Annotated in this window: 23 protein-coding genes; 9 read left to right on the plus strand and 14 right to left on the minus strand. The window is 66.0% G+C overall.

The features are described from left to right. Positions 1-3: 3 nt before the first annotated feature. Both JFY56_RS22185 and JFY56_RS22190 read right to left on the minus strand, forming a co-directional pair. Complete coding sequence (locus JFY56_RS22185; RefSeq protein WP_208316321.1) at positions 4-597, minus strand: NapC/NirT family cytochrome c; 594 nt, start codon at positions 595-597, stop codon at positions 4-6. Positions 598-673: 76 nt separating this feature from the next. After that, the gene (locus JFY56_RS22190) at positions 674-2,377 is read right to left on the minus strand and encodes a cytochrome D1 domain-containing protein (RefSeq protein WP_208316322.1); all 1,704 of its coding nucleotides are present in this window, start codon (positions 2,375-2,377) and stop codon (positions 674-676) included. 214 nt (positions 2,378-2,591) lie between these two features. On the opposite strand from JFY56_RS22190, the gene JFY56_RS22195 reads away from it, so the two are divergent. The 6 genes from JFY56_RS22195 (at position 2,592) to JFY56_RS22220 (ending at position 8,005) form a co-directional block, all read left to right on the plus strand. Then, a complete protein-coding gene (locus JFY56_RS22195; RefSeq protein ID WP_208316323.1) occupies positions 2,592-3,395 on the plus strand; it encodes a CbbQ/NirQ/NorQ/GpvN family protein in 804 nt (267 codons plus the stop codon). After that, positions 3,379-3,966, plus strand: a complete 588-nt coding sequence (locus JFY56_RS22200; RefSeq protein WP_236033009.1) for a cytochrome c oxidase subunit 3 family protein — start codon at positions 3,379-3,381, stop codon at positions 3,964-3,966. Before JFY56_RS22195 ends, JFY56_RS22200 begins: the two co-directional genes overlap by 17 nt. Before the next feature lie 9 nt (positions 3,967-3,975). Then, positions 3,976-4,227: a cytochrome C oxidase subunit IV family protein gene (locus tag JFY56_RS22205; protein WP_208316325.1), complete on the plus strand. Its 252-nt coding sequence runs from the start codon at positions 3,976-3,978 to the stop codon at positions 4,225-4,227. A gap of 95 nt (positions 4,228-4,322) precedes the next feature. Beyond that, positions 4,323-4,763, plus strand: coding sequence for a c-type cytochrome (locus tag JFY56_RS22210; RefSeq protein ID WP_208316326.1), 441 nt, complete (start codon positions 4,323-4,325; stop codon positions 4,761-4,763). A gap of 1 nt (position 4,764) precedes the next feature. Then, positions 4,765-6,159 carry a cbb3-type cytochrome c oxidase subunit I gene (locus JFY56_RS22215; protein WP_208316327.1) on the plus strand — a complete coding sequence of 465 codons (1,395 nt, stop codon included), beginning with the start codon at positions 4,765-4,767 and terminating at the stop codon, positions 6,157-6,159. Between the two features lie 7 nt (positions 6,160-6,166). Next, a complete protein-coding gene (locus tag JFY56_RS22220; RefSeq protein WP_208316328.1) occupies positions 6,167-8,005 on the plus strand; it encodes a nitric oxide reductase activation protein NorD in 1,839 nt (612 codons plus the stop codon). A gap of 8 nt (positions 8,006-8,013) precedes the next feature. On the opposite strand, the gene JFY56_RS22225 is transcribed toward JFY56_RS22220, so the two are convergent. The 3 genes from JFY56_RS22225 to JFY56_RS22235 form a co-directional block, all read right to left on the minus strand. Continuing rightward, entirely contained in the window at positions 8,014-8,211 is a 198-nt protein-coding gene (locus tag JFY56_RS22225) for a protein DnrP (RefSeq protein WP_208316329.1), read from the minus strand. Between the two features lie 82 nt (positions 8,212-8,293). Next, the gene (locus tag JFY56_RS22230) at positions 8,294-8,977 is read right to left on the minus strand and encodes a Crp/Fnr family transcriptional regulator (RefSeq protein WP_208316330.1); all 684 of its coding nucleotides are present in this window, start codon (positions 8,975-8,977) and stop codon (positions 8,294-8,296) included. Between the two features lie 325 nt (positions 8,978-9,302). Beyond that, complete coding sequence (locus JFY56_RS22235; protein ID WP_208316331.1) at positions 9,303-10,181, minus strand: LysR family transcriptional regulator; 879 nt, start codon at positions 10,179-10,181, stop codon at positions 9,303-9,305. Between the two features lie 100 nt (positions 10,182-10,281). On the opposite strand from JFY56_RS22235, the gene JFY56_RS22240 reads away from it, so the two are divergent. Next, the gene (locus tag JFY56_RS22240; RefSeq protein WP_208316332.1) at positions 10,282-10,995 is read left to right on the plus strand and encodes an MOSC domain-containing protein; all 714 of its coding nucleotides are present in this window, start codon (positions 10,282-10,284) and stop codon (positions 10,993-10,995) included. 572 nt (positions 10,996-11,567) lie between these two features. After that, complete coding sequence (locus JFY56_RS22245; RefSeq protein ID WP_208316333.1) at positions 11,568-13,526, plus strand: PhoX family protein; 1,959 nt, start codon at positions 11,568-11,570, stop codon at positions 13,524-13,526. 192 nt (positions 13,527-13,718) lie between these two features. Here JFY56_RS22245 and fnr read toward each other — a convergent pair whose 3' ends face one another. Continuing rightward, positions 13,719-14,420: a fumarate/nitrate reduction transcriptional regulator Fnr gene (gene fnr / locus JFY56_RS22250; RefSeq protein ID WP_408004453.1), complete on the minus strand. Its 702-nt coding sequence runs from the start codon at positions 14,418-14,420 to the stop codon at positions 13,719-13,721. A gap of 329 nt (positions 14,421-14,749) precedes the next feature. Between fnr and JFY56_RS22255 the strand changes: the two genes are divergently transcribed. Continuing rightward, positions 14,750-15,310: a helix-turn-helix domain-containing protein gene (locus JFY56_RS22255; RefSeq protein ID WP_208316335.1), complete on the plus strand. Its 561-nt coding sequence runs from the start codon at positions 14,750-14,752 to the stop codon at positions 15,308-15,310. A gap of 188 nt (positions 15,311-15,498) precedes the next feature. Here the strand turns inward: JFY56_RS22255 and JFY56_RS22260 are convergent, their stop codons facing one another. The 8 genes from JFY56_RS22260 to JFY56_RS22295 all read right to left on the minus strand — a co-directional run bounded on the left by JFY56_RS22260 (position 15,499) and on the right by JFY56_RS22295 (position 25,768). After that, positions 15,499-15,837 (minus strand): DUF2388 domain-containing protein, encoded by a 339-nt coding sequence (locus JFY56_RS22260; protein WP_208316336.1) that lies wholly within the window; start codon positions 15,835-15,837, stop codon positions 15,499-15,501. A 247-nt stretch (positions 15,838-16,084) separates the two neighbouring features. After that, positions 16,085-18,463, minus strand: a complete 2,379-nt coding sequence (locus JFY56_RS22265; protein ID WP_208316337.1) for a tetratricopeptide repeat protein — start codon at positions 18,461-18,463, stop codon at positions 16,085-16,087. Positions 18,464-18,657: 194 nt separating this feature from the next. Further along, a complete protein-coding gene (locus tag JFY56_RS22270; RefSeq protein ID WP_208316338.1) occupies positions 18,658-20,253 on the minus strand; it encodes an arylsulfatase in 1,596 nt (531 codons plus the stop codon). Between the two features lie 222 nt (positions 20,254-20,475). Beyond that, positions 20,476-21,801 (minus strand): BatD family protein, encoded by a 1,326-nt coding sequence (locus JFY56_RS22275; RefSeq protein WP_208316339.1) that lies wholly within the window; start codon positions 21,799-21,801, stop codon positions 20,476-20,478. Next, positions 21,798-23,375, minus strand: a complete 1,578-nt coding sequence (locus tag JFY56_RS22280; RefSeq protein ID WP_208316340.1) for a VWA domain-containing protein — start codon at positions 23,373-23,375, stop codon at positions 21,798-21,800. Before JFY56_RS22280 ends, JFY56_RS22275 begins: the two co-directional genes overlap by 4 nt. Further along, complete coding sequence (locus tag JFY56_RS22285) at positions 23,375-24,364, minus strand: vWA domain-containing protein (protein ID WP_208316341.1); 990 nt, start codon at positions 24,362-24,364, stop codon at positions 23,375-23,377. The genes JFY56_RS22280 and JFY56_RS22285 overlap by 1 nt, the downstream gene beginning before the upstream one ends. Then, positions 24,351-24,833 carry a DUF4381 domain-containing protein gene (locus JFY56_RS22290; RefSeq protein ID WP_208316342.1) on the minus strand — a complete coding sequence of 161 codons (483 nt, stop codon included), beginning with the start codon at positions 24,831-24,833 and terminating at the stop codon, positions 24,351-24,353. The genes JFY56_RS22285 and JFY56_RS22290 overlap by 14 nt, the downstream gene beginning before the upstream one ends. Then, entirely contained in the window at positions 24,830-25,768 is a 939-nt protein-coding gene (locus tag JFY56_RS22295) for a DUF58 domain-containing protein (protein WP_408004455.1), read from the minus strand. The genes JFY56_RS22290 and JFY56_RS22295 overlap by 4 nt, the downstream gene beginning before the upstream one ends. Position 25,769: the final 1 nt, after the last annotated feature.

The raw sequence follows: 25,769 nt of genomic DNA on the forward strand, positions 1-25,769 counted from the left end.
GGCTTACTCTTCGTCTTCTTCGGTCATGCCATCGGGTTTGTGGTGTGCAATACCCTTGTGGCAATCGATGCACGTCATGTTGTCTTCGCGCGCCATTTCGTGCTGCTTGTACGCCCGTTGTTTTTGCGCCGTGGTCTTCATGCTTTCGAAGCTGTGGCAGTTGCGGCATTCGCGGGAGTCGGATGCTTTCATCCGCTGCCACTCGTGGCGCGCCAGCTCCAGACGCTTGGCCTGGAATTTCTCGCGGGTATCGATGCTGCCGACCAGCTTGCCCCAGAGCTCCTTGGAGGCCTGGGCCTTGCGGACCATCTTGTACGTCCAGTCCTTCGGCACATGGCAATCGGGGCACGTCGCGCGCACTCCGGTGCGGTTGCTGTAATGGATCGTCTGCTGGTACTCGGGATAAACGTTGTCGCGCATCTCATGACACGAGATGCAGAATCTTTCGGTGTTGGTGGCTTCCACGACGGTGTTGAAACCGCCCCAGAAAATCACCCCGCCGATGATGCCCATCGCCAGGATGGCGCCGAGCGAATAGCGTGAACTTGGACGACGTAGAAAACCGAGGAGACCAGCACTTCTCTTCTGACCTGTCATGGCACTTTTCCTTGCCCCGCTGTCCTTCTGCTCCGCCTATCCCGTGGGGTGAGCACGGGATAGGACGGGGCGCCGGTCAATACACGTCGTGCATGGTGTTGAAGACGTTGAACTTGCCGGTCGGGGTGACGATCTCCGGACTGGTGATGACCTGCTTCAGCTTGAGGGTCTTGTCGTCGTAGACGACGATCGCCGACTGGTCAGCCTTGCCGCCCCACAGTGAAATCCACACCTCGTCGCCAGCCACGTTGTACTCGGGCTGCACGGCGCGGCGGATTGCCTTGGTTTCCGGCAGGCCGGAGTCCTTGGCCACGTCGAGGCGAACCGGGTCCTTGCTCAGGTTGTCCTTGTCGAACACGTAGACGCCTTCGGCGATTTCGCGCTCGGGGTTCATCGGGGCGTCGGCCCAGAAGTGCTTCGACTTGGGATGCGTCTTGACGAACAGGTTGCCCGCGCCCGGCATCTTCAGTTCCTGGACCACCTTCCAGTTGTACTGCTTGAAGCGTGCGTTCTTCGGGTCGTCCGAGGCGGTGGAGATCAGCGAGACCACGGCAGCGCCGAGGTGGCCGGTAGCCCAGACCGGGCCGAACTCCGGATGGAACAGGTTGGCGCCGCGGCCAGGGTGCGGGATCTTCGCGGTATCGATGATGGCCGCCAGTTTGCCTTCCTTGGTATCGACCGCAGCCACCTGGTTGGAGGCGTTGGCGGCAACCATGAAGTACCGTTTGGAAGCATCCCAGCCACCGTCGTGGAGGAACTTGGACGACTCGATGGTGGTGGTCTTGAGGTTCTTCAGGTCGGTGTAGTCGACCAGCATGATCTGCCCGGTCTCCTTCACGTTGACCACCCACTCCGGTTTTTCCGACGAGGCAACGATCGAGGCGACGCGGGGTTCCGGGTGGTATTCGCCGTCAATGGTCTGGCCGCGGGTGGAAACGATCTTGATCGGCTCCAGCGTCTCGCCATCCATGATCGAGTACTGCGGTGGCCAGTAGGTGCCGCCGATCAGGTATTTGTCCTCGTACCCCTTGAACTTGGACACGTCCACCGAGCGGGCATCCGAACCGAGGCGTACGGTGGCGACCGTGGTGGGTTCGGCGTACCACATGTCGATGATGGTGGTCAGGCCGTCGCGGCCGACGGTGTACACATAGCGGCCGGATGCCGAGAGACGCGAGATGTGCACCGCGTAGCCGGTATCGAGAATCTTCCAGACCTTGTGCGTGTCGCCGTCGATGAGGGCCAGCTTGCCGGCATCGCGCAGGGTGATGGCGAAGACGTTCTTGAGATTGACCTTGTTCATCTGCTTCTTCGGCCGTTCGGCCACTGGAACGATGAGCTTCCAGCTGTCCTTCATGTCCTTGAGGGAGAACTCTGGCGGAACATCCGGAGGATTCTGGATGTAGCGCGCCATCAGGTTGATTTCTTCCTTGGTGAGGATGTCGTCGTAGTTGACCATGCCACCTTCGGTTCCGTAGGTGATGATCTTCTCCAGACGTTTGGTCCCCAGGCTGAGCGTGCCGCCTTCGAGTTTGTTGCCGTCTTCCTGGGTCTTTTCCCAGTGCGGCTCCAGGTTCTTGCCGGTGGCGCCCTTGCGCAGCACGCCGTGACAGCCGGCGCATCTCTCGAAATAGATTTTCTTGGCGACTTCCTTTTCCGCGGCGGTCATCGCCGGGGCGCCCGCATTTCCCGATGTGTCGTTGCTCGCATGGGCTACCGCCAGCCCCATCAGAGTCAGCGAGGCAATCAGTGTCCCTGCGAATTGCTTGCCGAATGGCATGGTGTTTCTCCTTAGGGGTCTCACGAGTAGCTCCCCGTGCAGTAGAGGTTTGGCTGCGACGGAACTCCCGGGATTCCAGGCGCGAAATGATCATAAGAACGGCTGACGGATATGCCGCTTGATCGCAATCAAGTTTGCATCCCGTAGGGCTTGTTCCCCTGCTGGGGCGCGGATAGCTTGCCGACGGAAAATTCAGGCAGAGCAGGGGCTATGCATGAGTCGGATATCGAGTGAGGAAGCAGTCGCAGCGCCGTTCTACGTACCCGTGGGAAACGAGGTGGAGCTCTTCGAACAGGCCTGGAAGCACGGCTTGCCGGTGCTGCTCAAGGGGCCGACCGGTTGTGGCAAGACGCGCTTCGTGCAGTACATGGCGGACCGCCTGGAACTGCCGCTGTACAGCGTGGCCTGCCATGACGACCTGAGCGCCACGGACCTGGTCGGGCGCCACCTGATCGGCGCAGACGGCACCTGGTGGCAGGACGGGCCGCTGACCCGTGCGGTGCGTGAAGGCGGCATCTGCTATCTCGACGAAGTGGTCGAAGCGCGCCAGGACACCACGGTTGTGGTCCATCCGCTGGCCGACGACCGTCGCGAACTTTATCTGGAACGCACCGGCGAACGGCTGCAGGCGCCGCCGTCGTTCATGCTGGTCGTGTCCTACAACCCGGGTTATCAGAATCTGTTGAAAGGGATGAAGCCGAGTACCCGGCAACGCTTCGTTGCCCTGCGCTTCGATTACCCGGGCGAGGCTGTGGAAACCGACATTCTGATCGGCGAGGCGGGGCTCGACGAACCGTTGGCGCGCCGCCTCGTTTCTCTCGGGCAGGCCCTGCGCCGCCTGGAGCAGCATGATCTCGAGGAAGTCGCTTCGACGCGTTTGCTGATCTTCGCCGGCCGCCTGATTCGCTCAGGGCTCGATCCGCGCCAAGCCTGCCTGGCGAGTCTGGCCGAGCCGCTATCGGACGATCCGGCAACCGTGGCCGCGCTGATGGATATCGTGGATGTCCATTTCGGCTGACCGACCGCGGGCCCAGTCCGTGCGGTTGCCGGGCGACCTTGCCATGTGGTTCTTCATCCTGGCCGAGCTGACGGTGTTCGGCCTGCTGCTGCTGACTTTTGCTGGCGCCCAGGTCATGCAGCCGGAGTTGTTCCAGAAGGGGCGGGCGGAACTGGACAGCCGCTGGGGCATGTTGCTGACCGCATCGCTGCTGACCTCCGGGCTTTTTGCCGCTCTGGCGGTACACGGAGTGCGCCGTGCACAGGTGCGGCTGGGAACGTTCAGTCTGCTAGCGGCGTTGCTGACGGCGGGCGGTTATGTCGGCTTGAAGCTGCATGAGTATGCCCATCTCGCCGGGAAGGGACTGGATATCGAGCACGACACCTTCTTCACCCTCTACTGGAGTCTTACCGGATTCCATTTCCTGCATGTGCTGCTGGGCATGCTGATCCTTGCCGCCATGGCGCTGCGCTGTTGGCGCGGTCGCTATGGACCTGGAAGCTGCGCGGAACTGGAGGCGGGCACCCTGTACTGGCACATGGTGGATCTGGTCTGGGTGCTTCTGTTTCCGCTGGTCTACGTCCTGTCGTGAGAAGAGGCGATGCGGGCATTGTTTAGCTGCTGGATCGTCCTCTTGCTGCTGACGCTGGTCAGCGTGAGCTGCGGTTCCCACGGGGAGCGCTGGGCGATGGGGCTGGTTCTGGGATGCGGCGTGGCCAAGGGCTGGCTGATCAGCGAGCGCTTCATGGAGCTGCACAGTGCACCACGACTCTGGCGCATTCTCCTGCTGGCCTGGCCTCTGTTGCTGGCCCTGCTGGTCGGCATGACGCTCTGGCCGGGGCTTCGAGAATAGCCGACTAAATCGTTTGGGGATTCTTGATTGCCATCAAGCGAGGTATTTCGGACGGTTTCCTATGATGGCGCCGCATTCGTCATTCAGGAGGCTCCATGTCCGAGACTTTTACCAAAGGCATGGCCAGGAACATCTACTTCGGGGGAAGCCTGTTCTTCATCCTGTTGTTCCTGGCCCTGACTTTCCATACCGAAGGAACCCTGCCCAAGCGGACCAACCAGGATGCGATGAGCGAGGCCGTGGTGCGCGGCAAGCTGGTCTGGGAGCAGAACAACTGCATCGGCTGCCATACCCTGCTCGGCGAGGGTGCTTACTTCGCTCCGGAACTGGGCAATGTCGCCACGCGCCGTGGGGGTGACGAAGGCTTCAATACCTTCCTGCATGCCTGGATGAAGATCCAGCCGATCAATTCTCCAGGTCGACGCAAGATGCCGCAGTTCAACCTGAGCGAACGCCAGGTGGATGACCTGGCCGAGTTCCTCAAGTGGACCTCGAAGATCGATACCAACAACTGGCCGCCGAACAAGGAAGGTTGATATGTCGCCCAATCCATCGCTCAAGTTCGCCTCCCAGGCGGTCGCCAAACCCTACTTCGTTTTCGCGTTGATGCTGTTCGTCGGGCAGATCCTGTTCGGCCTGATCATGGGCCTGCAGTACGTGATCGGAGACTTCCTGTTCCCGGCGATACCGTTCAACGTCGCGCGCATGGTGCATACCAACCTGCTGATCGTCTGGCTGCTGTTCGGCTTCATGGGCGCGGCCTACTACCTGATCCCGGAGGAAAGCGACTGCGAGCTGTACAGCCCGAAGCTGGCCTTGGTGCTGTTCTGGGTATTCGCCGGGGCCGGCGTGCTGACCATTCTCGGCTACCTGCTGGTGCCCTATGCCGGGCTGGCGGAACTGACCGGTAACGAACTTTTGCCGACGATGGGACGAGAGTTTCTCGAACAGCCGACCATTACCAAGGTAGGTATCGTCGTGGTGGCCCTCGGCTTTCTGTTCAACGTCGGCATGACCGTGCTGCGTGGGCGCAAGACGGCGATCAGCATGGTGCTGATGACCGGCCTGATCGGTCTCGCCGTGCTGTTCCTGTTCTCCTTCTACAACCCGGAAAACCTCGTCCGCGACAAACTCTACTGGTGGTGGGTGGTGCACCTGTGGGTGGAAGGCGTATGGGAACTGATCATGGGCGCCATTCTCGCTTTCGTGCTGGTGAAGATCACCGGCGTCGACCGCGAGGTGATCGAGAAGTGGCTCTACGTGATCATCGCCATGGCTCTGATCACCGGGATCATCGGGACCGGCCACCACTACTTCTGGATCGGCCTGCCAAGCTACTGGCTGTGGCTCGGTTCGGTGTTCTCGGCGCTGGAGCCGCTGCCGTTCTTCGCCATGGTCCTGTTCGCCTTCAACATGATCAAACGCCGCCGTCGCGAGCACCCGAACCGTGCCACCGCGCTATGGGCGATGGGTACCACGGTAATGGCTTTCCTCGGTGCGGGTGTGTGGGGCTTCATGCATACCCTGGCCCCGGTCAACTACTACACCCATGGCAGTCAGTTGACCGCCGCCCACGGCCACATGGCCTTCTACGGCGCCTACGCGATGATCGTGATGACCATCATCTCCTACGCCATGCCGCGTCTGCGCGGGATTGGCGAGGCGATGGGGAATCGTTCGCAGGTGCTGGAGATGTGGGGCTTCTGGCTGATGACCATCGCCATGGTGTGCATCACCCTGTTCCTCACCGCCGCGGGCGTACTGCAGGTCTGGCTGCAACGTCTGCCGGCCGACGGGGCTGCCATGACCTTCATGTCCACCCAGGACCAGTTGGCGATCTTCTACTGGATGCGTGAAGCCGCGGGCGTGATCTTCCTGATCGGGCTGCTGGTCTACCTGCTCAGCTTCCGCCGCAGAGCTGCCCTGGCCTGAGTCGCGCATGGGCATCCCGCTGGAGCTGGAGGAATGGGTCGGCGGGCACTGGCATCGCTTCATCACCCGCCGTAGCGACAGCGGCTTTCCGCAGGCGGAGGTCACCCTGGAGAGCATGGCCCGTTCGCTGGCCATGCTCTTCCATGCCTTCGGCGGCGAATCGGGCATGGCACTGGAGGGCGCTCCCGCTCGCCAGTTGCTGTTGCGCCGGGGCTGGTTGCAGCGGATCGCCGGCACCTGCGGGCAGGTGACCGTGGCCTGGCGCAGCCAGGACTGTCTGCGTCTGCCGGAGCGCCTGGCGGTGTATCCGGAGGCCGGATTGAATCGCGAACTCTATCGCTGGCTGGCCCTGCTGGCGGCCGGCGCAGACGGGATTGCCCACTGGGGGCGGGACAACCAGCGCTGGACGTCCCGCCTGCTTGTCGAATATCCAGCGCTGCGTGAGCGCTATCGGCAGTTGGCGGAAGCGCACATTGCCCTGCGTCCCGAGCCCGATAGCCTGCCGCGCGCAGAAGCGGCGCTGGAGGATTGCATTCGGCAGGCCCTGCTGGAGCCGGGCAGCGTCGAACACTTCCCACGCGCCGACCGGGCGCCCTGGCCAGTACCATTGTGGCTGTATCCCGAAGGCCGGTTGCAGGAGCCGCAGTCGACCCATCTGGTCGAGGAGGAACCGGGCAGCGGCGTGCGTCATGCCGACCAGACGCGTGGGTCGAGCAAGCGCGCCCAGCGGGTCGCCGACAGCCAGGGCAAGGATGGCTTGCTGCTGTTCCGTCTGGAAAACCTGTTCAGTTGGTCGGAGTACCTGGACCTGGATCGTTGCGGCGACGATGAGGAGGATCAGGATGCCGCCCGCGTTGCCGAGGATCTGGATCAGTTGGCGCTATCCCGGCAGCGCTCGCACAAGGGCGGTGGCTTGCGTCTGGATCTCGATCTGCCTGCGGCCGAACTGGACGACATACCCCTGGGGCCGGGCTGCCGGTTGCCGGAGTGGGACTATCGCCAGCAGCGCCTGCTGGATGATCACGTGTCGCTGCAGCAGATGCTGCCCCGCGACGCCCTTCCTTCAGCGTTGCCGGAACGCTTGCGGCCTTTCGCGCTGCGCCTGCGCCGACAGTTCGAGCAGTTGCGCGACGGCCGCCAGCGTCGGCGGCAGAGGCCGCAGGGCGAGGAGCTGGACCTGGATGCGTGGCTCGACTTCCAGGTCGAGCGAAAGCACGGCACCTGCGCCGAGCGCGGCTTCTTCGTCGAGCGCCTGCCCGTGCGCCGGGATCTGGCCTGCCTGCTGCTGGCCGATCTGTCGATGTCCACCGACGCCGCTCTGGACAACGAGCGGCGGGTGATCGATGCCATCATCGACAGCTTGCTGCTGTTCGGCGAAGCGCTCGACGCGCTGGGCGATCCGTTCGCCTTGTACGGTTTTTCCTCGTTGCGCCGGCAGCAGGTGCGCATGCAGGTGCTCAAGCCGTTCACGGAGCCCTATGGGGATGCCGTGCGTGGCCGCGTCCTGGCGCTCAGGCCGGGCTACTACACGCGCATGGGGGCGGCGATTCGCCAGGCCACGCGGCTGCTCGGTGCCTGTCCGCAGAAGCGGCGCCTGTTGCTGCTGGTCAGCGACGGCAAGCCCAACGACCTGGACCGCTACGAGGGACGCTATGGCGTGGAGGACACCCGCCAGGCCGTGCTGGAAGCGCGCCGGCAGAATCTGCTGCCGTTCTGCATCACCATCGACCGCGAGGCCGGCCAATACCTGCCCTACATGTTCGGTGCCAACGGTTATGCAGTGGTTGCCCGCCCCGAGCATCTGGCGGCGCGCCTGCTGCATCTTTACCGGCAGTTACGTCGCTGAGCCGCGTCTCAACCAAGGATGGTACGGGGCAGCCAGAGCATCATCACCAGGCAGAACAGCGCCAGTCCCACGCAGAACCAGAAGAATCGCCGCTGCCGCTGGCGGAGCTGCGCATTCATGGTGGCGTCGGGCAGGGGCATCCCGCATTGCGGGCAGTCGCGAAGGTCGGTGGGACTGTTGTGCTGGCAGTACAGGCAGTGGCGCATGATCCGGCTCCCGCGGTAATCGGCACAGCATGCGATTGCCGCCGGGAAATATCCCTTGATGGCAATCAAGGGATGGCGGGCATCACTCGAAGTTCTCCAGGCGGGAGCGGTCGAGGATTTCGATCTCGCGACCGTCGAGGCAGATGATGCACTCGTCGTGCAGCCGGTGGAGGACGCGCGAGAGGGTTTCCGGCTGGATCGACAGGTGTCCGGCGATCAGTTGCTTGCTCACCGGGATGGCGAAACGCTGCCGGTCCACCGGCAGGCGCGAGGCTTGCGTCAACAGGTAGCGGACCACGCGATGCGTGGCGTTCTTCAGCGACAGCGTCTCGATCTCGTGGATGCGCTGGTGCAGGCGGATGCACAGCTTGGCCATCAGTGCCAGCGCCAGCGAAGGCTGGTTCTGCAGCAGGTGCAGATAGGTCCTGTTGGACAGGCGGAAGAGCTGGGTCGGCGCCACTGCCTGGGCGGTGGCGACGTAGTTGGGGGTGTCCATGAGCGTCATGGCTTCGGCGAAGGTGTTGCGGTCGCCGACCACCTCGAGGATTTTCTCCTGCCCCTCGGGCGTAAGCCGGTAGATCTTCACGCAGCCGGAAATCACGAAATAGAACGCGTGGGCCGGCTCGCCCTGGCGGAACACGTAGTCGCCCTTGTGGAGGTTGAGCAGATCGCTGTTGGTGAGCAAGTCCCGCAGATGGTCGGTGCTCATGGATTCGAAGAGGGGATGGGATAACAACAGTTGCTGGTGGATCAGTTGCGGTTCCATTGCATTGATTTCGCGGCCCAGGGCGGCCTTGGACTATGCCTGTGGCAGGTCTGGCCACATTGATTCAGGGCAAGGCGGGAGGAATGGCCGGATCGGGCGCCGTGTAAGCCAAGGCTTACACGGCGCGGTGGCAATCACGCCTATCGACCCCTCATGCCGGCGAGTAATCTCTTTTCCTGTCAGGACATTGCGCAGGAAGCGCCAAAGACAAAATGGAAACAACGGGATTCCGCCACGGATGGTGGCTAGCAAGGACGTCAGGATATCGGTCTGCAAAGCCCCGCTTCGGCGGGGTTTTTTATTGCCCGCGATTTTTCCGGGCGAGCTAGAGCACATCCGCCAGCAGCGAGCGCAGCAGCTCCACCGTACTGCGCTGGCGCTGGGCGTCGCGGTAGACCAGGCCGACGCTGAGCGGAATGCGCGGCTCGCTCAGCGGTTTCCACAGCAGGTCCGGATGGCTGTGCAACTGGCGGGCGCGTCCCGGCAGGACGGTGGTGAACTGGCTGTGCGGCAGGCTGTCGAGGATGCCGCTCATGTGGTTCAGCTCGGCCTGCACTCGCGGGCGCCGGCCGATCGCGGCGAGCTGTTCCTGCCAGATCTGCCGGGCGCGGAATTCCTCGCCGAGCAGCAGCATCGGCAGGTCGGCGGCCTGGGCCAGCGATACCTTGCGGAACTCGCGCAACGGGTGCTCCGCGGGGATCACCAGTTGCAGCTCGTCGTTGTACAGCTCCACGCCGTGCAGCGCCGGTTGGCGTGGCGGCAGGAAGCCGATGCCGATGTCCAGTTGGCCGGCGAGCAGACGTTTCTCGATCTCCACCCCGGACAGTTCGTAGATGCGCACCTGCAGGTGCGGCTGGGTGTTGTGCAGGCGCTCGACGATATGCGGCACCAGGCTGGCGTTCACTGTCTGCAGCACGCCAATCGCCAGGGTGCCCGGCGTGTGGCCGCGGAACGCGCGCAAGGCTTCGTGGGCGCGTTCCAGGCCTTCCAGCAGGGGCACGGCGTGGTGGTACAGGGTGTGCGCCGCCGCGGTCGGCACCAGGCGCTTGCCGCTGCGCTGGAACAACGCCACTTCCAGGTTCTGTTCGAGCTGGCGGATCTGCTGCGAAAGCGCCGGCTGGGACAATGCCAGGCGTTCGGCGGCGCGACCCACATGGCCTTCCTCATAGACGGCGACGAAATAGCGGAGCTGGCGAAAATCCATAAGCAATGCTTATCAACGAAGCTGGAAAATCGAAATGGATGGAAACCTCTCGGTGCCGCTAGTCTAGCGCCTGTCCGCTGTCTGTAGTGGAGTTCGGAAGGTGGAGTCGATCGTTATCCAGGGCGTTTTCATAGGAAAAGTCGAAGAAGTCTGGGGTGGTTTGCTCAGCGGAATCGACAAGCTGAGGATGGACCAGGAGTGCTGGCTGGGCAGCGACGGATTGCCCGGCGACGAACAGGCCGACCTGCGTCATCACGGCGGCCTGGACCGTGCGCTGCACCATTATCCGGCCGAGCACTACCGCCACTGGTGCAAGCAGTACCCGCAGCAGCGCTGGCAGCAGCCGGCGTTCGGCGAGAACCTGTCGACCTTCGGCATCCGCGAGGCGGATGTCTGCATCGGCGACCTGTTCCGCTGGGGCGATGCGCTGCTGGAAGTCAGCCAGCCGCGTTCGCCGTGCTACCGCCTGGGCGTGCGCTGGAACCTCGCGGAGCTGCCCCGGCAGGTGCAGGAGCAGGGGCGCTGCGGCTGGTTCTACCGGGTGCGGCGCAGCGGCATGGTTTCCGCGAACGAGCCGCTGGAGCTGGTACAGCGTCACTACCCCGAACTGAGCGTGGCGCGCCTGCTCGACTGGTACTTCGGCACGCCGCTGGATCGCACCGGCCTGCGCCTGATGCTGGCCTGCGAAGCGCTCTCGCTGCGCTGGCGCAAGACCGCTGCCAAGCGCCTGGCCAGCGGCGAAGTGGAAGACTGGACGGCCCGTCTGGCCGGTCCGCAAGAGTTTCTCCGGAACGGCGGAGCGGCCTCCGCCTGACCTTTCCTCGCGCCCGCCCCCGGATTTCGTCTTGGTCCTGTGGGGCGGCTTTTATTCGGTTCTTCGCTGGCGCTCCCCGCCCACTTCGGCTGAGGACGCGTCTGTAGGAGCGCCCCATGGGCGCGAATCGCGGGCATGGCCCTACTACAGGTATGGCAAGATCGTAGGGTGGAAATCGCGAAGCATTTCCACCTTGTCGTGGGGCCGGGGCGGTGGACAAGCGGAGCGTTGTCCACCCTACGCCTAGGGGCACCTCGCGACGATGCGGAGACAGTTGCTCCTAAGGTCAGCCGTGGCGCGAGGTCCTGTGGGAGCGAGCTTTGCTCGCGAACGCCGGCACCACAAAAGCTTCGCGAGCAGAGCTCGCTCACATCTAGCGCAAAGACAGTTGCTCCTGCACTTTGATGCCGCCTTTCGGGCAGGACGAGCGGAGCTCGTCGCCTCTATCTTCCCCGATAATCCGCGATGAACCTTTTATTCCCGTCGAACGCTGTCATTTCCCGGTAATCTGCCCTGCATAACCTCCCGCTGCCGATGCCTGGCGTCGGTGCGCGCGGTTCCGAGGAGATGCGATGAGCGACGACTTCCACGAGCGCCTGGCTGCGCTCGACGACCAGCCGGTCAATCCCACTGCCAACACGCCGCTGGACGAACTGGTGGACCAGCGCCGGCGCAGCCTGCTCAAGGGCGGCCTGGCGTTGTGCGCGCTCGGCTTCCTCGGCGGCGGCCTGATTTCTCCCCGCGTGCTCAGGGCGGAGCCAGCGGCGCTGCTCGGCTTCAAGGGCGTGGCGGTGCAGCAGGACCCGCAGTTCGACCGCGTGGTCGTCGCCGAAGGCTACAGCGCGCGGCCGTTCTTCTCCTGGGGCGACCCGGTGCTCCCTGGCGCGCCGGCCTGGCGTGCGGACGCATCGGACGACTGGCGCGCCCAGGAACTGCAGGCCGGCGACAACCACGACGGCATGCACTACTTCCCTTTCCCGGACGACCCCAACGACCACGGCCTGCTGGTGATCAACCACGAATCCATCAACCAGACCCTGCATCCGCGCGGCCTGACCTTTGAGAAGCGCGCCGACGGCAGTCGCGGCCGACCCGAAGGTGAGGTGCGCAAGGAAATCGCCGCCCACGGCCTCAGCGTGATCGAGGTGCGCAAGGACGGCGCCGGCCAGTGGCGGCGCGTCGCCGGCTCGCCCTACAACCGGCGCATCACCGGCAGCACGCCGATGCAGCTGAGCGGTCCGCTGGCCGGGCACGAGTCGATGAAGACCACCAGCGACCCGGGCGGCCGGACGGTGCTCGGCACCCTCAACAACTGCTCGATGGGCGTTACGCCGTGGGGCACCTACCTGATCTGCGAGGAGAACTGGCACCAGTACTTCGTCAACCGCGACAGGGACGACTACGCCGCACGGGTATCCCACAGGCGTTACGGAATTTCCAACCGCGGCTCCAGCAACTACTACGCCTGGGAAGCGGTCGACCCGCGCTTCGACGCCACGCCATACCCCGACCAGCCCCACGCCGGACACGTCAACGAGCCGCATCGTTTCGGCTGGGTGGTGGAGGTCGATCCCTTCGACCCGCAGAGCACGCCGAAGAAGCGCACCGCGGTCGGCCGCTTCTGCCGCGAATGCTCGACCCTGTCCCTCGGCGCCGACAACCGCATGGCCTTCTACTATGGCGACGACACCAAGGGCGAATACGTCTACAAGTTCGTTCCCGCAGGCCGCTACCAGCCCGGCGACTCCGCCGCCAACCGCGACCTGCTGGACGAGGGCACGCTGTATGTCGCGCGCTTCGACGCCAATGGCGGCGGGCGTTGGCTGCCGCTGGTGTTCGGCGAGAACGGGCTGAACGCTGGCAACGGTTTCGCCAGCCAGGCCGAGGTGCTGCTCAACGCCCGCGCCGCCGCCGACCTCCTCGGTGCCACGCCGATGGACCGGCCGGAGTGGGTGGCCGTGCATCCCCGGACCCGCGAGGTCTACGTCAGCCTGACCAACAACAGCGACCGCGGGCGCAAGGACAACCAGCCGCTGGACGCCGCCAATCCGCGCAAGCGGAATCTGCACGGACAGATCCTGCGCTGGAACGAGGCCGGCGGCGACCCGACCGCCACCAGCTTCCGCTGGGAAGTGTTCCTGCTGGCGGGGGAGGGCGAGGACTCCGCTGCCGACGAGAACCTGCGCGGCACCATCAACGGCGACATCTTCTCCTCGCCGGACAGCCTGTACTTCGACCGCGCCGGCCGCCTGTGGATCGAGACCGACTACGAGGACGGCGAAGCGGAAATGCATGCCATGGGCTGCAACCAGCTGCTCTGCGCCGATCCGCAGAGCCGCGAGGTGCGCCGCTTCATGGTCGGCCCGCGCGGCTGCGAGATGACCGGCATCACCCAGACGCCGGACGGCCGGACCATGTGGGTGAACATCCAGCATCCGGGCATCAGCTACCCGGCGAGCGACGGCAAGTCGATCCCGCGCTCGACCACGGTGGTGATCACCAGGGATGACGGTGGAGTGATCGGCAGCTGACGAATGCGCTCTTGGTAGGAGCCAGCTTGCTGGCGATCCTGGTGTTCGTCCTGCACCGACGTCACCTGCTGATACCGATGATCGCCAGCAAGCTGGCTCCTACAGTTCTGGTCCAACCGCATCCACCCCGTAGGATGGGTTGAGCGCAGCGATACCCGTCAAGCGATACCCATCAATTATTGGTCCCAGCGCTCAGAGCTCCACCTCGCCCCCCGCCAGCGCGCACAGCTCGGTGAAATCGAGGATCTCGGTTTCCCGCCCGTCGGCCTTGATCAGGCCGTGCTTCTGCAGGCGGGTGAAGCTGCGCGACACGGTTTCCACCGCCAGCCCCAGGTAGTCGCCGATCTCGTGGCGCGACATGCTCAGGCGGAAGCGCAGGGCGGAGAAGCCGCGCTCGCGGAAGTGCGCCGAGATGTTGAGCAGGAAGGCGGCGATGCGCGAGTCGGAATTGAGCCGGGACAGCAGCAGCTTCATCTGCTGATCCTCGCGGATCTTGCGGCTCATCATCAGCATAATCTGGTGCGACAGGCCGGGAATCCGGGTGGACAGTTCCTCCAGTTGATCGAAGGGGATTTCGCTGCAGAGGGTGCTTTCCAGTACCTGCGCGGAAACCGGATAGGTGCCTTCGCTTATGCCGGAGAAGCCGAAGATCTCGGTGGAGAAATAGAAGCCGGTGATCTTCTCCAGGCCCTGCTCGTTGGTGGTGAAGGTCTTTACCGAACCGGAGCGCACCAGGTAGACGTTCTCGAACGGGTCGCCCTGGCGGAACACGAACTCGCCCTTGTGCAGCAGATGCCCCGGCTTGATCAGGGCTTCGAGCTGCTCGACCTTGTCGTCGCTGAGTGTGGGCGGCGCGAGGCGGCAGTTCTTGCAGTACGGTTGCGGTTTGAGCATTTGATTCATCCATTTCCCCTGAGCGCCGCCTGCCGGGCGCACTGCCAAACCAGCCCACGGGCGACGAAGCCGGATTCCGGGGCCATTTCCCCTATATGACCATAGCAACTGGTAGGCATCTGTCACTGCGCGCGCCGTCGTCGGCAGGGGCGATGCCGGCAGGATGAAGTTTCAAATCATATTTTTCATGAAAGGCATAAATTGATTTTTCATGGGGCCGTCATGTTCCTGCGCTCGACCGAACCCGTAGCCACCTGTTACGCCGCGCCACTGGAAGCGACCGGCAAGGCGTATTACCGTCTGCGCGACTTCTTTTGAGATGCGATGACATGAGCGAAGCAAGCACCAGCGAAGATCTCGCCGCCATCGCGGCCCAGGTGCGCGACCTGCGCAAGCGCAAGGGCGTGACCCTGCAGGCGCTGGCCGACGGCATCGGCCGTTCGGTGGGCTTCGTCTCCCAGGTCGAGCGCGGTTTGTCGCGCCCGGCGGTGGACGACCTGGTAGCGATCAGCCAGGTGCTCGGGGTTTCCGCCACCTACTTCTTCGGCAGCGGCCAGACCCCGGTCACACCGTGGATCACCCGCCCCGACGAGCGCCGCACCCTGACCTACGCCCGCGGCGCGGAAGACAGCCTCGTCTCGCCGCGCCTTGGCGGCGCCTTCTTCATGCTGGAAACCCGCCTGGAGCCGGGCGCCGACAGTGGCGAGCGCAACCTGGTGGACAGCTCCGAGCAGGGCGGCTACGTGCTGGAGGGCGAGCTGAGCCTGTGGCTGGACGACGAGCTCCACGTGCTGCAGGCCGGCGACGGCTTCCAGATCCCCAGCCATATGCGCAGCCGCTACGCCAATCGGGGCAAGACGCGGCTGCGGGTGTTGTGGATCTACGCCTGAGGTCCAGTTGTTGGGCTTCGCAAGCTCAACCCAACCTACGGCACTGAACCGCGTAGGTTGGCGCTGAACGCAGTGAAGCCCAACATCAGGTGGGTATGGGATCGTTGGGCTTCGCAAGCTCAGCACCAACCTACGTTCTGGCAGGATGGGTTGAGCGAAGCGCACCGCCCATCCGATGCTCGCAGGTATCAATACCCGGCGTCCGCCGCGAGGATCGCTCCGGCCAGTTGCATGTCGCTGTTCCGCTGCAGATCGGGATTTTCGCTGCGCAGTCGCTGCAGCGCGGCTTCCAGATACGGACCGCGAATCTCGCCGTCGCTGGCGATGAAGGCGCTGGCGTCGTCCTGCACCGGGCCGACCAGCTTGTGGTCGCTGCCGCTGGTCAGGTAGGTCGAGGCGGTGGTGGCGCCGGTGGAGAGGAGGCCGCGCAGGAGGTCGTCGTTGTCGTGGTGGCGGTGATCGGCCAGGGCGGGAGCGAACGGGATGGCGGCCAGGATGAGGGCGGCGGCTGAGGTACGGATACGCATGGCTACTCCTTGATGTCTGCGTCCCCCTCAGATTGTTGGTCCGTAGGTGAGTTCCGAACGGCCGAAGCGAAATTTCCTGCGCTTTTTGTAGGAGCGAGCTCTGCTCGCGAAGCTTTTGAGTCGCCGGTGTTCGCGAGCAGAGCTCGCTCCTACAGGAATTTGCCTTAGCACCGGGCCATCCGTAGGAGCGGACCATGTCCGCGAAAAAAAGCATCGCGCGCATGGCGCGCTCCTACGGGAGCGGCGCTCACTCCCTCCGCAATGCCGGATCGTCCGGATTCTGCTGCTCCAGCTCCGCCATCAGCATCTGCACCTTCTGCATCTGCCCGCTCTCGCGCAGGTAGTCCGCCAGGGTCAGGCGTGCGCTGCGGTTGGTCGGGTTGCGCTTGAGCAGTTGTTCCAGCTGCTTGCTGGCCTCTTCCTGCTGGCCGCTGTCGTGCAGGGCGATGGCGAGGACGAAGCGGAACTGGTCGTCGTCCGGGCTCAGGCGCACGGCTTCCTTGAACGCCGCCAGCGCCTGCGGGCGTTCGCCCTTGCGCACCAGGGCGAGGCCGCGTGCGTGCTGCAGCAGGCCGGACTTCGGATGCTGGCGGATCGCCTCGTCGAGCAACTGCCGCGCCTCGTCGGTGCGGTAGTTGTTCTCCAGCCACTGCGACAGGCTGACCAGCGCCGGCAGGAAGCCTGGGTTGCGCTTCAGCGCGGCGCGCAGGGCGGGTTCCACTTCGTTCGCGCGGTTGGTGGCCTGGTACAGCAGGGCGCGGTTGAGGTTGGCCTCGGCGCGTTCGGCCAGGCTCAGCTGCACCGACTCGTACTCTTCCAGCCCCTTGGCGAGCATGCTCTCGAAGCCGGCGCGCAGCTGCGGCGGCAGTTGCGCCAGTTGCCAGGCGGTGGCGATGCGCACGGCGCGCACCGGGTCGCTCAGGCGCGGCAGCAGCAGGCTGGCCTGTTGCTGCGGCGGGGCGAGCTGGCCGACGGCTTCGACGGCGGCGTGGCGGACCTGCGGCTCCTTGTTGTTCAGGGCGATGGCCGCCAGCTCCATGGAGCGCTGGCTGGGATAGCGCGGCAGTTCGGCGAGCAGCGTGGCGCGGCGGATCGCCGGCAGGTCGGCGGACTCCAGCAGCAGGTGCAGCGCCCGCGAGGCGCCCGGCAGGCCGTCGCGCGCCTTGGCCACGGTGTCGTCATAGCGCGGCGCCGGGTTGCTCGACGGCGCCGGCTTGTCCGCCGCCGGGCTGGCGTACCACAGGCGGAACTGCTCGGCGACCTTGCTGCTGGCCTTGTCGGCATGGCAGCTCAGGCAGGCGTCGGGCGTGCCGAGTTTCTGCGCATGGAGCGGGTTGGGGATGGTGAAGCCATGGTCGTGGCGGTAGTCGTTGACCATGTAGAACTTGCCCGGCATGTGGCAGGAGGTGCACTGCGCGCCAGGGGTGCCGGGCTGGTGATGGTGGTGTTCCGGCGAGTCGTAGTTCTTCGCCTGCAGACCGCTGCCGTCGATTTCCGGGCGCGTCGGCTTGCCGGCGGTGTTGTGGCACTGCAGGCAGACGCCGTTGCCCGGCGCCTTCAGCTCGCCGCTGTGCGGGTTGTGGCAGTCGGTGCACTTCACGCCCTTGGCGAACATCTTGCTCTGCACGAAGGAGCCGTATTCGAACACCTCGTCCTTGATCTTGCCGTCGAGCTGGTACAGCTCGCGGGTCAGGTTGCTCGGCAGGTAGTCGTCCATCAGCCGGTGCTTCTGCTCGAAGCCGTCGGCCAGCGGCGCACGGCGGGCGTGGCAGCGTCCGCAGGTTTCCACCAGGGTGACCTTGTCGCTGCCCTTGAGCGGCATGTCGAAGCCCTTGGCGCTGTCGCGGTCGGGGCGGGCCGCCCATTCCAGGTGCTTCGAGGCCGGGCCGTGGCAGGACTGGCAGCCGACGCCGAGGGCGTCCCAGCGGCTGGCGAAGCTGTCCGTCTGCGCGTCGAAATTGCGCTTGAAGCCGGTGGTGTGGCACTCGACGCACATGAAGTTGGCGTTCTGCGCCGGGCGGGTCCAGTGCAGCTCGTCCTTGTGGTCGATGCGTTCCCCCGGCATCAGTTCGAACCAGCGCTTCTTCTGCGTATCCCAGGCCACGCCGAGGGCCTGCAGGCGGCCGCCGGGGTATTCCAGCAGGTACTGCTGCAGCGGTTCGATGCCGAAGGTGTAGGCGACCTTGAAGTCGGCCGGCTTGCCGTCGGCACCCGGCGTATTGACCCAGAATGCGCCATCCTTCTGGAAGAAGCGGGTGGTCTCCGTCGTTCCCTTGAAGGTCACGCCGCTGAAGTTGCCGAGAACGGTCTCGGCGGTCGGCTCCTGCATGGCGCGCTGGTGATGCGAGCGCTGCCAGTCCTGGAACTGCCCCTGGTGGCAACCCTGGCATTGCTGCTCGGCGACCATGGTGGCCGGTTTATCGACCTTGATCGGCGCGACGGGCTTGATCGCGGTGGGCGGCGGAGTCTGCGGTAGTGCCGGCGGCAGCGTCGGCGTGCTGTTCTGCACGTACCACCAGGCGCCGCCGCTGGCGAGCAGCAGGAGGCAGGCGACGCCCAGGTAGATGCGCCGGGCGAGCGGGCCGGGGGCCGCGTTGGGGGATTTCTTCTTATCAGGCTTGGACATGCGGGTCGCCGTCTGGACGGGCTGGTTTCACGGTGGGGTGCAGCTTCTGTGACTGCCGGGGGGATGTCAAACCGTGTGGCGGGGAGGGGCTGCCGTTGCCCCCCGGAGAGGAGTGTTAGGTGCCAGGCGAAACGCCGTGCACACCTGCAACGGCGTACCGCCCCCCTATCCCTCGCGGGACAGGGGGTGGTGGATCAGTGCTGCTGTTGCTGGGCCTGCTGTTTCATCTTCTCGGCGATCTTCGCGTTCACCGCGGCCTGTACCTGGTCGATGGTGAAGCTGGCCGGACGCTGGCTCGGCGGCCACTCGACGAAGGTCTGCAGGAACTGCGAGGTCTTCATGATGCCGATGCCGAGCAGGTAGCCGTTCCTGATGACCCAGTCGTTGTACTGGTCGGAGACGATGTCGGCGGTCTCGTACGGGTCCATGCGCAGGTTGTACAGCTTGGGTATGCGCAGGCAGACGAAGGGTTCGCTCCACACTTCGAAGCCGCCCGGTTTGCGCTGCTCGCAGAACACGTACTTCCAGTTGCCGATGCGGGCGGAAACCAGTTGGCCGTCGTCGTTGAAGTAGTAGAACTCGTTACGCGAGCTGTTCTTCGCCTTGCCGGTCAGGTAGTCGAGCTGGTTGTAGCCGTCCAGGTGCACCTTGTAGTTCTTGCCGCCGGATACCGGCGTCCAGCCCTTGAGCAGCTTCTCCTTCACGTCCGGCACGCCGGCGGCGGCCATCAGGGTTGGGAACCAGTCGAGGCCGGAGAACATCTCGTTGGAGACTTCGCCCGCCTTGATGTGGCCCGGCCAGCGGATCATCGCCGGCACGCGGAAGGCGCCTTCCCAGTTGGAGTTCTTCTCGTTGCGGAACGGCGAGGTCGCCGCGTCCGGCCAGGTGAAGCGGTTCGGGCCGTTGTCGGTGGTGTAGACGACGATGGTGTTGTCGGCGACCTTGAGGTCATCCAGCGTCTTCAGCAGCTTGCCGACGTCGCCGTCGTGCTCGAGCATGCCGTCGGCATATTCGTTGCCCGGCATGCCGCTCTGGCCCTGGTGCTCCTTGCGCACGTGGGTGAACAGGTGCATGCGGGTGGTGTTCATCCAGACGAAGAACGGCTTGTCGGCCTTGACCTGCTTCTCGATGAAGGCCTGGGCGGCAGCGGTGGTCTCGTCGTCGATGGTTTCCATGCGCTTCTTGGTAAGCGCACCGGTGTCCTCGATCTTGCCGTCGGCGTAGGAGTGGATCACCCCGCGCGGCGAGAAGTGCTTGACGAAGGGATCGTTGGGGTCCTTCGGCCAGTAGGGCGCTTCCGGCTCTTCCTCGGCGTTCAGGTGGTACAGGTTGCCGAAGAACTCGTCGAAACCGTGGTTGGTCGGCAGGAACTCGTCGCGGTCGCCCAGGTGGTTCTTGCCGAACTGGCCGGTGGAATAGCCCTGGCCCTTCAGCGCGGTGGCCAGGGTGACGTCGCGCGGCTGGATGCCGACCGGCGCGCCGGGGATGCCGACCTTGGTCAGGCCGGTGCGCAGCGAAGCCTGGCCGGTGATGAAGGTGGAGCGGCCGGCGGTGCAGCTGTTCTCGCCGTAGTAGTCGGTGAACAGCATGCCTTCCTTGGCGATGCGGTCGATGTTCGGTGTCTTGTAGCCGACCACACCCAGCGCGTAGGCGCTGATGTTGGTCTGGCCGATATCGTCGCCGTAGATCACCAGGATGTTCGGCTTGTCGGCCGCGCTGGCGATGCTGGCGCCGAGCAGCGCGGCCGCACCGAGTGCGAACCTCGCCAGGCGGCGGTTGAACGTAGGCATGGGGATAGCTCCTGTCACATCGTTGTTCTTATTCGCGGAGCGAGGGCTCGCGGACGTGGCGAGGATATCCGTGCGGGCGGCGGACCGGACCCAACCAATCGGGTAGGTGGGCGCAGACGCTTCTTCATGCACCGTTGCAGGCCGCGTATTTACTGGGCTGCGGGTGTGGTGCGGGGATCATTCAGGCAGGGAATGATGCTCGGTTTGCCTGCTCCGCCCGTTTCAGGAGCGCTTTTCGGCGGTGGGATTGAGCGCGGCCAGGGCGCCTTTCCCGTTGCGCCGGACCTGCCGCCGCGCCTGCCGGCGCAGCACGGGGAGTTCCCGGCGCAGGGCGGCGAGCGCATCGCGGACCTTGCCGTCGCGGCCATAGCAGGCGCGCAGCAGGTCCTGCAGGCGTGCACGCAGGCCGTTGGGCAGGTGGGGGCCGAGCAGGCGCGGGTCGCTTCCGGGAAAGGCGCGGCGGGCCCACAGGTAGAGCGCATCCAGCCGTGCCGGCGACGCACGCAGTTGCGCCGGAATGCGCCGCCAGGCATGGCCCGCCGAGCGCCGCCAGGCTTCGCGGCGGGCCCGCCAGAAGCGCCGTGCGGCGCGCCACAGGCTGCGCCAGTAGAGCTGCCCCCAGTAGAACAGCGCAGTGCCGGCGAACAGCGCCGCCAGCAGCGCCGTGCCGTGGCGGGAGATGCTGATTCGCGCGTCGTGGCCGAGCTGGCGCAGTTCCTCGTCAATGGAGAACGGCCCGCTGGCCCGCGTGCTGGCGCTGGCCTCGAACTCCAGCGCGGGCAGGCTGGCGGTCCGCGCCTGTCCGCTGTGGATATCCCACCAGCGCAGCTCGATGGCCGGCAGGCGGTAGCGGCCGGGCTTCTCGATCACGTAGCTGGCGCTGTCGATGCGCTGGCCGCCGGCGACGCCGCCACGTCCGCCGGGGCTGGGGATGTCGCTGACCTGCGGGCTCTTCGGGTAGCGGCGCAGGCCATCGACCTCGGCCAGCGGCAGCGCTTCGAGAAGCATCGCCTGGGCGCCGTCGGCCTGCAGGGTGATGCGCCGGGTGATGCTGTCGCCAACCTGCAGGGACTTGCTCGACTGTCCCAGGGTCTGGCTCAGGCGCAGTCCTTCCGCCACCAGCAGGTTCTCGCCGCCGGCCGGCAGGCTGGCGCTGAAGCGCAGCGGCTGGCTGCGCACGCTGACCGGCGCGCTGGCCTCGCCGGCCGTCACCGTCACCTGCAGGGCGGGGATGGCGAAGCCCTGGGGGCGGGTCGGGGTGATGCGGTAGATGTAGCGCAGGCCGAACAGGGTGGCGCCGTCGCGCTGCAGGGTCAGGTGCTGGCTGGAGCCGGCCGGCGGGGTGACCAGCGCGCCGGGCAGTTCCAGCGTCGGCAACTGCGGCGCGGCGGTGAACCAGGTGTCCACCAGCACGTCGACTTCCAGGTCCAGGGTACGCCCGACCACCACTTCGCCACCGGGCTGCAGGCGGCTTTCCACCAGCACCTTCGGTTCGGCGAAGGCCAGCAGCGGGCATAGGCAGCAGAGGATCAGCAGCAGGCGCCTCATGGCCGGGCCTCCCGCGCGTCCTGCAGCATGAACTTGCGCTTGAGGAACTGTGCCGGCGAGGTGCTGAGGTTCTGCAGCCAGATGTCTTCCGAGGTCGCCTTCTGCTTGTCCATGACGACGTCCTTGCCCTTGCCTTTCTGCTTGTCGAACTCGATCTTGTCCGGCTCGTCGCCCGGCGTCACTTCGCGCTGCTCGTCGGCGATCTTCTCCAGGGCGAGAGCCAGCTCCAGGTTGGCCTGCGCCTCGGCCATTCCCGGCTGGCGCTGCAGTGCCTGGCGATAGGCAGCGGCGGCGTCGGCGAACTTCGACAGATGCATGTAGGTGTTGCCCAGGTAGAACCAGCTTTCGGCGCTGTCGAGGCGGGCGAAGGCGGCCAGCGCTGCCTGGTAGTCGGAGGCCTGGTAGGCGGCGCGGCCCTTCCAGTACGGATCGTCGAACAGCTCCGCCGCCTGTGGATAACGCCCCTGCTCGAAGGCCCAGCGGCCCTGCTGGTCGCGGGTCAGGAAGGCGTCGGCGAGCGCGCCGGCATTGGCCTCCTGCGCCGGCATCGCCTGCAGGAACAGGCCAAGCAGCAGCGCCGCCAGCCAGTTCACGCTCCAGCCGCGGCGCACGGCGAGGAAGGCCAGCGCCAGCAGCGGCCAGCACAGCCAGTAGCCGGCGTCCTTCCAGTGGATTTCCTCGTCGTCGCCCTGGGCGGCCTGGAAATGGCGCTGGGCATGCAGTTCGATCCAGTCGAGGTCGTCGTCGTTCAGCGTCAGGCTGCCCAGCGGCGCATCGGCCGCGTCGGCCAGCTGCTTCAGTCCGTCGCCGTCGAAGCGGCCGAGCACCGGCTTGCCGCTGGCGTCCAGGCGCGGCTGGCCGTGGGCGTCGCGCAGCATGCCGCCGTCCTGGTTGCCGACGGCGAGGACCAGCACCTGCAGGTCGCTGCCTTTCAACGCCTGTTCGACGGCGTCCAGCTGGCTGGCGTCGGCGCCGTCGGTGGCCAGCACCAGGGTACCGGGCGTGTGTTCGGCGGCGAGCAGGCGCTTGGCCTGTTCGATGGCGGCGAGGGCGTTCTTGCCGGGGCGCGGGATCATGTCGCTGCCGAGCACCTGCAGGAAGCTGTCGAGCAGCGCCGGATCGTCGGTGGGCGGCAGCACCAGATGGGCGCTGCCGGCGTAGGCGAGCAGGGCGATGCGGCTGCCCTTGCGGCGCTCGATCAACTGGTGGAACTTGTTGCGCGCCGCCTCCAGCCGGCTCGGCGGCACGTCGGCGGCATCCATCGACGGTGACAGGTCGAGGGCGAGGATCAGTGGTGCGCGGTCGTCGAGGAAGGCCGGGCGGTCCTGCTCCCAGGTCGGCCCGGCGGCGGCGATGGCGCCGAGGGCGAGCAGCGCGGCGAGCAGGTGCACCGGGCGCAGGCGCGCGGAGTCCTGCGGCTCCACCAGCAGGTGGCGCAGCAGCGCCGGGGGGATGGAGATATTGCGCGCCGGGTCCTGTGCGCGCAGCCAGAGCGCCGGCAGGGCGGCGGCGAGCAGGATCAGCAGCAGCCAGGCCGGACGCAGGAAGTGGAAGGCGGCGAGATCGATCTGCATCAGGCCTCCTCCACCCGGCGCATGCGCAGCCGCGCCAGCAGCAGGCTGAACAGGTGGTACAGCGCCAGCAGCCCGAGTGCGCCGCCCAGCGGCAGCCAGAACAGCTCGCGGCGCGGCTGGTGGCTGAGGGTCTGCACTTCGTGGGCGGTCAGTTCGTCGAGGGCGGCGTAGACCTGTTCCAGGGTGCGCCGGTCTTCCGCGCGGAAGAAGCGTCCGCCAGTGTTCAGGGCGATTTCGCGCAGGACGTCGAGATCGACCTTGGCTTCGCCGCTGGCCTGCACGTCGCCGATGCCGATGGTGTGGACGGTCACGCCGTGGCGGTGCGCCAGCTCGGCGGCGTGCTGCGGCGGGATGGCGCTGCCGGTGTCGTTGCCGTCGGTGAGCAGGATCACCAGCTTGTCCTTTTCCTTCGCCTGGTCGAGCAGCTTCACGGCGAGGCCGATGGCGTCGCCGATGGCGGTGTTCGGTCCGGCCATGCCGATGCCGACTTCGTCGAGCAGCAGGCCGAGGCTGGCGTGGTCGAGGGTCAGCGGCGCCTGCGGGAAGGCGTTGCTGCCGAAGACGATCAGGCCGAGGCGGTCGTCCTTGCGGCGGACGATGAAGTCGTGCACCACTTCCTTCACCGCCCTCAGGCGGTCGACCCGCTGGCCGGCGGAGTTGGCGAAGTCCGGCGTCTCCATGGATTGAGAGATGTCGATGGCGAGCATGATGTCGCGCACCGGCTGGCGCTTCTCGATGGGTTTCTCGATCCACACCGGGCGCGCACAGGCGATCAGCACCAGACCCCAGACCAGCATGTTCAGCAGCAATTGCGCGCGGCTGCCGCGCAGGCCGTCGCGCTCCGGCTTGCCGCCGATGGCGCGGCTGATGCCGGTGAAGAACGGTACGCGGATGGCGCTGCGCGCCTCGCGATAGGCCGGCAGCCAGCGATAGCCGAGCAGCGGCAACGGCAGCAGCAGGAGCAGCCAGGGGTAATCAAGCTGCCACATGGTGCGTCTCCAGCCAGCGGCGGGCGATGGCGAACAGCTCGCCGGCATCGAGCTGGCGCAATTGCGCGTCGGGCGCATAGGCCAGCCGCGCCAGGCGTTCGGCGAAGTCCGCCGGCAGCGGCGTCGGGCAGCGGTTCTGCAGGAAGGTCTGCCACTCGGCGCCGCTCAGACCGGCGACTTCCGTGCGCGGGCCGATCGACAGGGCGACGCGCTTGAGCAGGCCGGGCAGTTCGCGCAGGGCTTGTGGATCGTCGTCGAAGGCGATCTGCAGGGCGGCCAGCTGCGCCAGCGCTTCGCGGCGATAGCGATTGCGCCGCCAGCGCCGCAGGGCGAGGCCGCCCCACACCAGCAGCGCCAGCAGGACCAGCCCGCCGAGCGCCAGCCAGCCCCAGGTCTGCGGCATCCAGCCTGGCGGCATCGGCAGCGGCAGTTCGCGCATCTGGTCGAGAGACGGTTCCGGCTTGCTCATCGGCGCATCTCGCCCAGCTTGCCGAGTTCGCGGCGCAATTGCTGCAGCGCCGGCTCGGCGGTTTCGAAGAGCATCAGCGGCACCTGGCTGCGGCGCAGCAGTTCGCCCACTTCGCGCAGGCGACCGCCGATGAACTCGGTGAGCGGCTCATGCACCCGGCGGCGCTCCACCGCCAGTTCCAGCTGCAGGTCGCCCTGGGTCACCCGTGGCCGGCCGCGCTTGGGCAGGTTGAGTGCCAGCGGGTCGTAGATCTGCATGGCGATCACGTCGTTGTGCACGGCGAGCTGGCGCAGCAGTTGCTGGGTGCGCGCGCCGGCGCCGGCGAAGTCGCTGACGATGACGATGGTCTGGCCGTGGCAGCCCAGCGACAGGCAGTGCAGCAGGGCCTTGTCGAGTTGCCCGTGGGCGTCCTCGACCTGCGGGGCGTTGGCCGCCAGCGCGTTGTTCTGCCGGACGATGGCCGCCAGCAGCGCTTCCACCCGCGTGCGGCTGCGCAGCGGGGCGATGCGTTCTATGCGGCGGTCGTCGAACACCAGGCCGCCGACGCGGTCGCCGCCGTGGTAGGCGATCCACGCGGCCAGAGCGGCCAGCTCGGCGGCGCAGGTGGATTTGAAGGCGCGCCGGGAGCCGAAGAACATGTCCATGCGCTGGTCGACGAGGATCTGCGTCGGGCGGTCGCGTTCCTCGCTGAAGGAACGCACGAAGGGCTTGCCGTAGCGCATCGAGGCGCGCCAGTCGAGATGGCGCAGATCGTCGCCGGGCTGGTAGCGGCGCAGCTCCTCGAAGTTCAGCCCGCGTCCACGCAGCAGCGAGGCGTGGCGGCCGGCGAGGATGCTCGCACGCGGCTTGCGCACGGCGAAACTCAGGCCGCGGCTGTGCGCTTCCAGCGCCATCAGTTGGGCGAGGCTGGCATAGACGAGGCCGTCGGCTTCCACG

It is taken from the genome of Pseudomonas schmalbachii, assembly GCF_017589465.1.
GTDB classification, from domain to species: Bacteria; Pseudomonadota; Gammaproteobacteria; order Pseudomonadales; family Pseudomonadaceae; genus Pseudomonas; species Pseudomonas schmalbachii.

What these genes read in the sequence shown, in the direction of transcription:
- JFY56_RS22185 (WP_208316321.1), bottom strand. Translation starts at nt 597, where the DNA reads ATGACAGGTCAGAAGAGAAGTGCTGGTCTCCTCGGTTTTCTACGTCGT.
- JFY56_RS22190 (WP_208316322.1), bottom strand. Translation starts at nt 2,377, where the DNA reads ATGCCATTCGGCAAGCAATTCGCAGGGACACTGATTGCCTCGCTGACT.
- JFY56_RS22195 (WP_208316323.1), top strand. Translation starts at nt 2,592, where the DNA reads ATGAGTCGGATATCGAGTGAGGAAGCAGTCGCAGCGCCGTTCTACGTA.
- JFY56_RS22200 (WP_236033009.1), top strand. Translation starts at nt 3,379, where the DNA reads ATGTCCATTTCGGCTGACCGACCGCGGGCCCAGTCCGTGCGGTTGCCG.
- JFY56_RS22205 (WP_208316325.1), top strand. Translation starts at nt 3,976, where the DNA reads ATGCGGGCATTGTTTAGCTGCTGGATCGTCCTCTTGCTGCTGACGCTG.
- JFY56_RS22210 (WP_208316326.1), top strand. Translation starts at nt 4,323, where the DNA reads ATGTCCGAGACTTTTACCAAAGGCATGGCCAGGAACATCTACTTCGGG.
- JFY56_RS22215 (WP_208316327.1), top strand. Translation starts at nt 4,765, where the DNA reads ATGTCGCCCAATCCATCGCTCAAGTTCGCCTCCCAGGCGGTCGCCAAA.
- JFY56_RS22220 (WP_208316328.1), top strand. Translation starts at nt 6,167, where the DNA reads ATGGGCATCCCGCTGGAGCTGGAGGAATGGGTCGGCGGGCACTGGCAT.
- JFY56_RS22225 (WP_208316329.1), bottom strand. Translation starts at nt 8,211, where the DNA reads ATGCGCCACTGCCTGTACTGCCAGCACAACAGTCCCACCGACCTTCGC.
- JFY56_RS22230 (WP_208316330.1), bottom strand. Translation starts at nt 8,977, where the DNA reads ATGGAACCGCAACTGATCCACCAGCAACTGTTGTTATCCCATCCCCTC.
- JFY56_RS22235 (WP_208316331.1), bottom strand. Translation starts at nt 10,181, where the DNA reads ATGGATTTTCGCCAGCTCCGCTATTTCGTCGCCGTCTATGAGGAAGGC.
- JFY56_RS22245 (WP_208316333.1), top strand. Translation starts at nt 11,568, where the DNA reads ATGAGCGACGACTTCCACGAGCGCCTGGCTGCGCTCGACGACCAGCCG.
- fnr (WP_408004453.1), bottom strand. Translation starts at nt 14,420, where the DNA reads ATGCTCAAACCGCAACCGTACTGCAAGAACTGCCGCCTCGCGCCGCCC.
- JFY56_RS22255 (WP_208316335.1), top strand. Translation starts at nt 14,750, where the DNA reads ATGAGCGAAGCAAGCACCAGCGAAGATCTCGCCGCCATCGCGGCCCAG.
- JFY56_RS22260 (WP_208316336.1), bottom strand. Translation starts at nt 15,837, where the DNA reads ATGCGTATCCGTACCTCAGCCGCCGCCCTCATCCTGGCCGCCATCCCG.
- JFY56_RS22265 (WP_208316337.1), bottom strand. Translation starts at nt 18,463, where the DNA reads ATGTCCAAGCCTGATAAGAAGAAATCCCCCAACGCGGCCCCCGGCCCG.
- JFY56_RS22270 (WP_208316338.1), bottom strand. Translation starts at nt 20,253, where the DNA reads ATGCCTACGTTCAACCGCCGCCTGGCGAGGTTCGCACTCGGTGCGGCC.
- JFY56_RS22275 (WP_208316339.1), bottom strand. Translation starts at nt 21,801, where the DNA reads ATGAGGCGCCTGCTGCTGATCCTCTGCTGCCTATGCCCGCTGCTGGCC.
- JFY56_RS22280 (WP_208316340.1), bottom strand. Translation starts at nt 23,375, where the DNA reads ATGCAGATCGATCTCGCCGCCTTCCACTTCCTGCGTCCGGCCTGGCTG.
- JFY56_RS22285 (WP_208316341.1), bottom strand. Translation starts at nt 24,364, where the DNA reads ATGTGGCAGCTTGATTACCCCTGGCTGCTCCTGCTGCTGCCGTTGCCG.
- JFY56_RS22290 (WP_208316342.1), bottom strand. Translation starts at nt 24,833, where the DNA reads ATGAGCAAGCCGGAACCGTCTCTCGACCAGATGCGCGAACTGCCGCTG.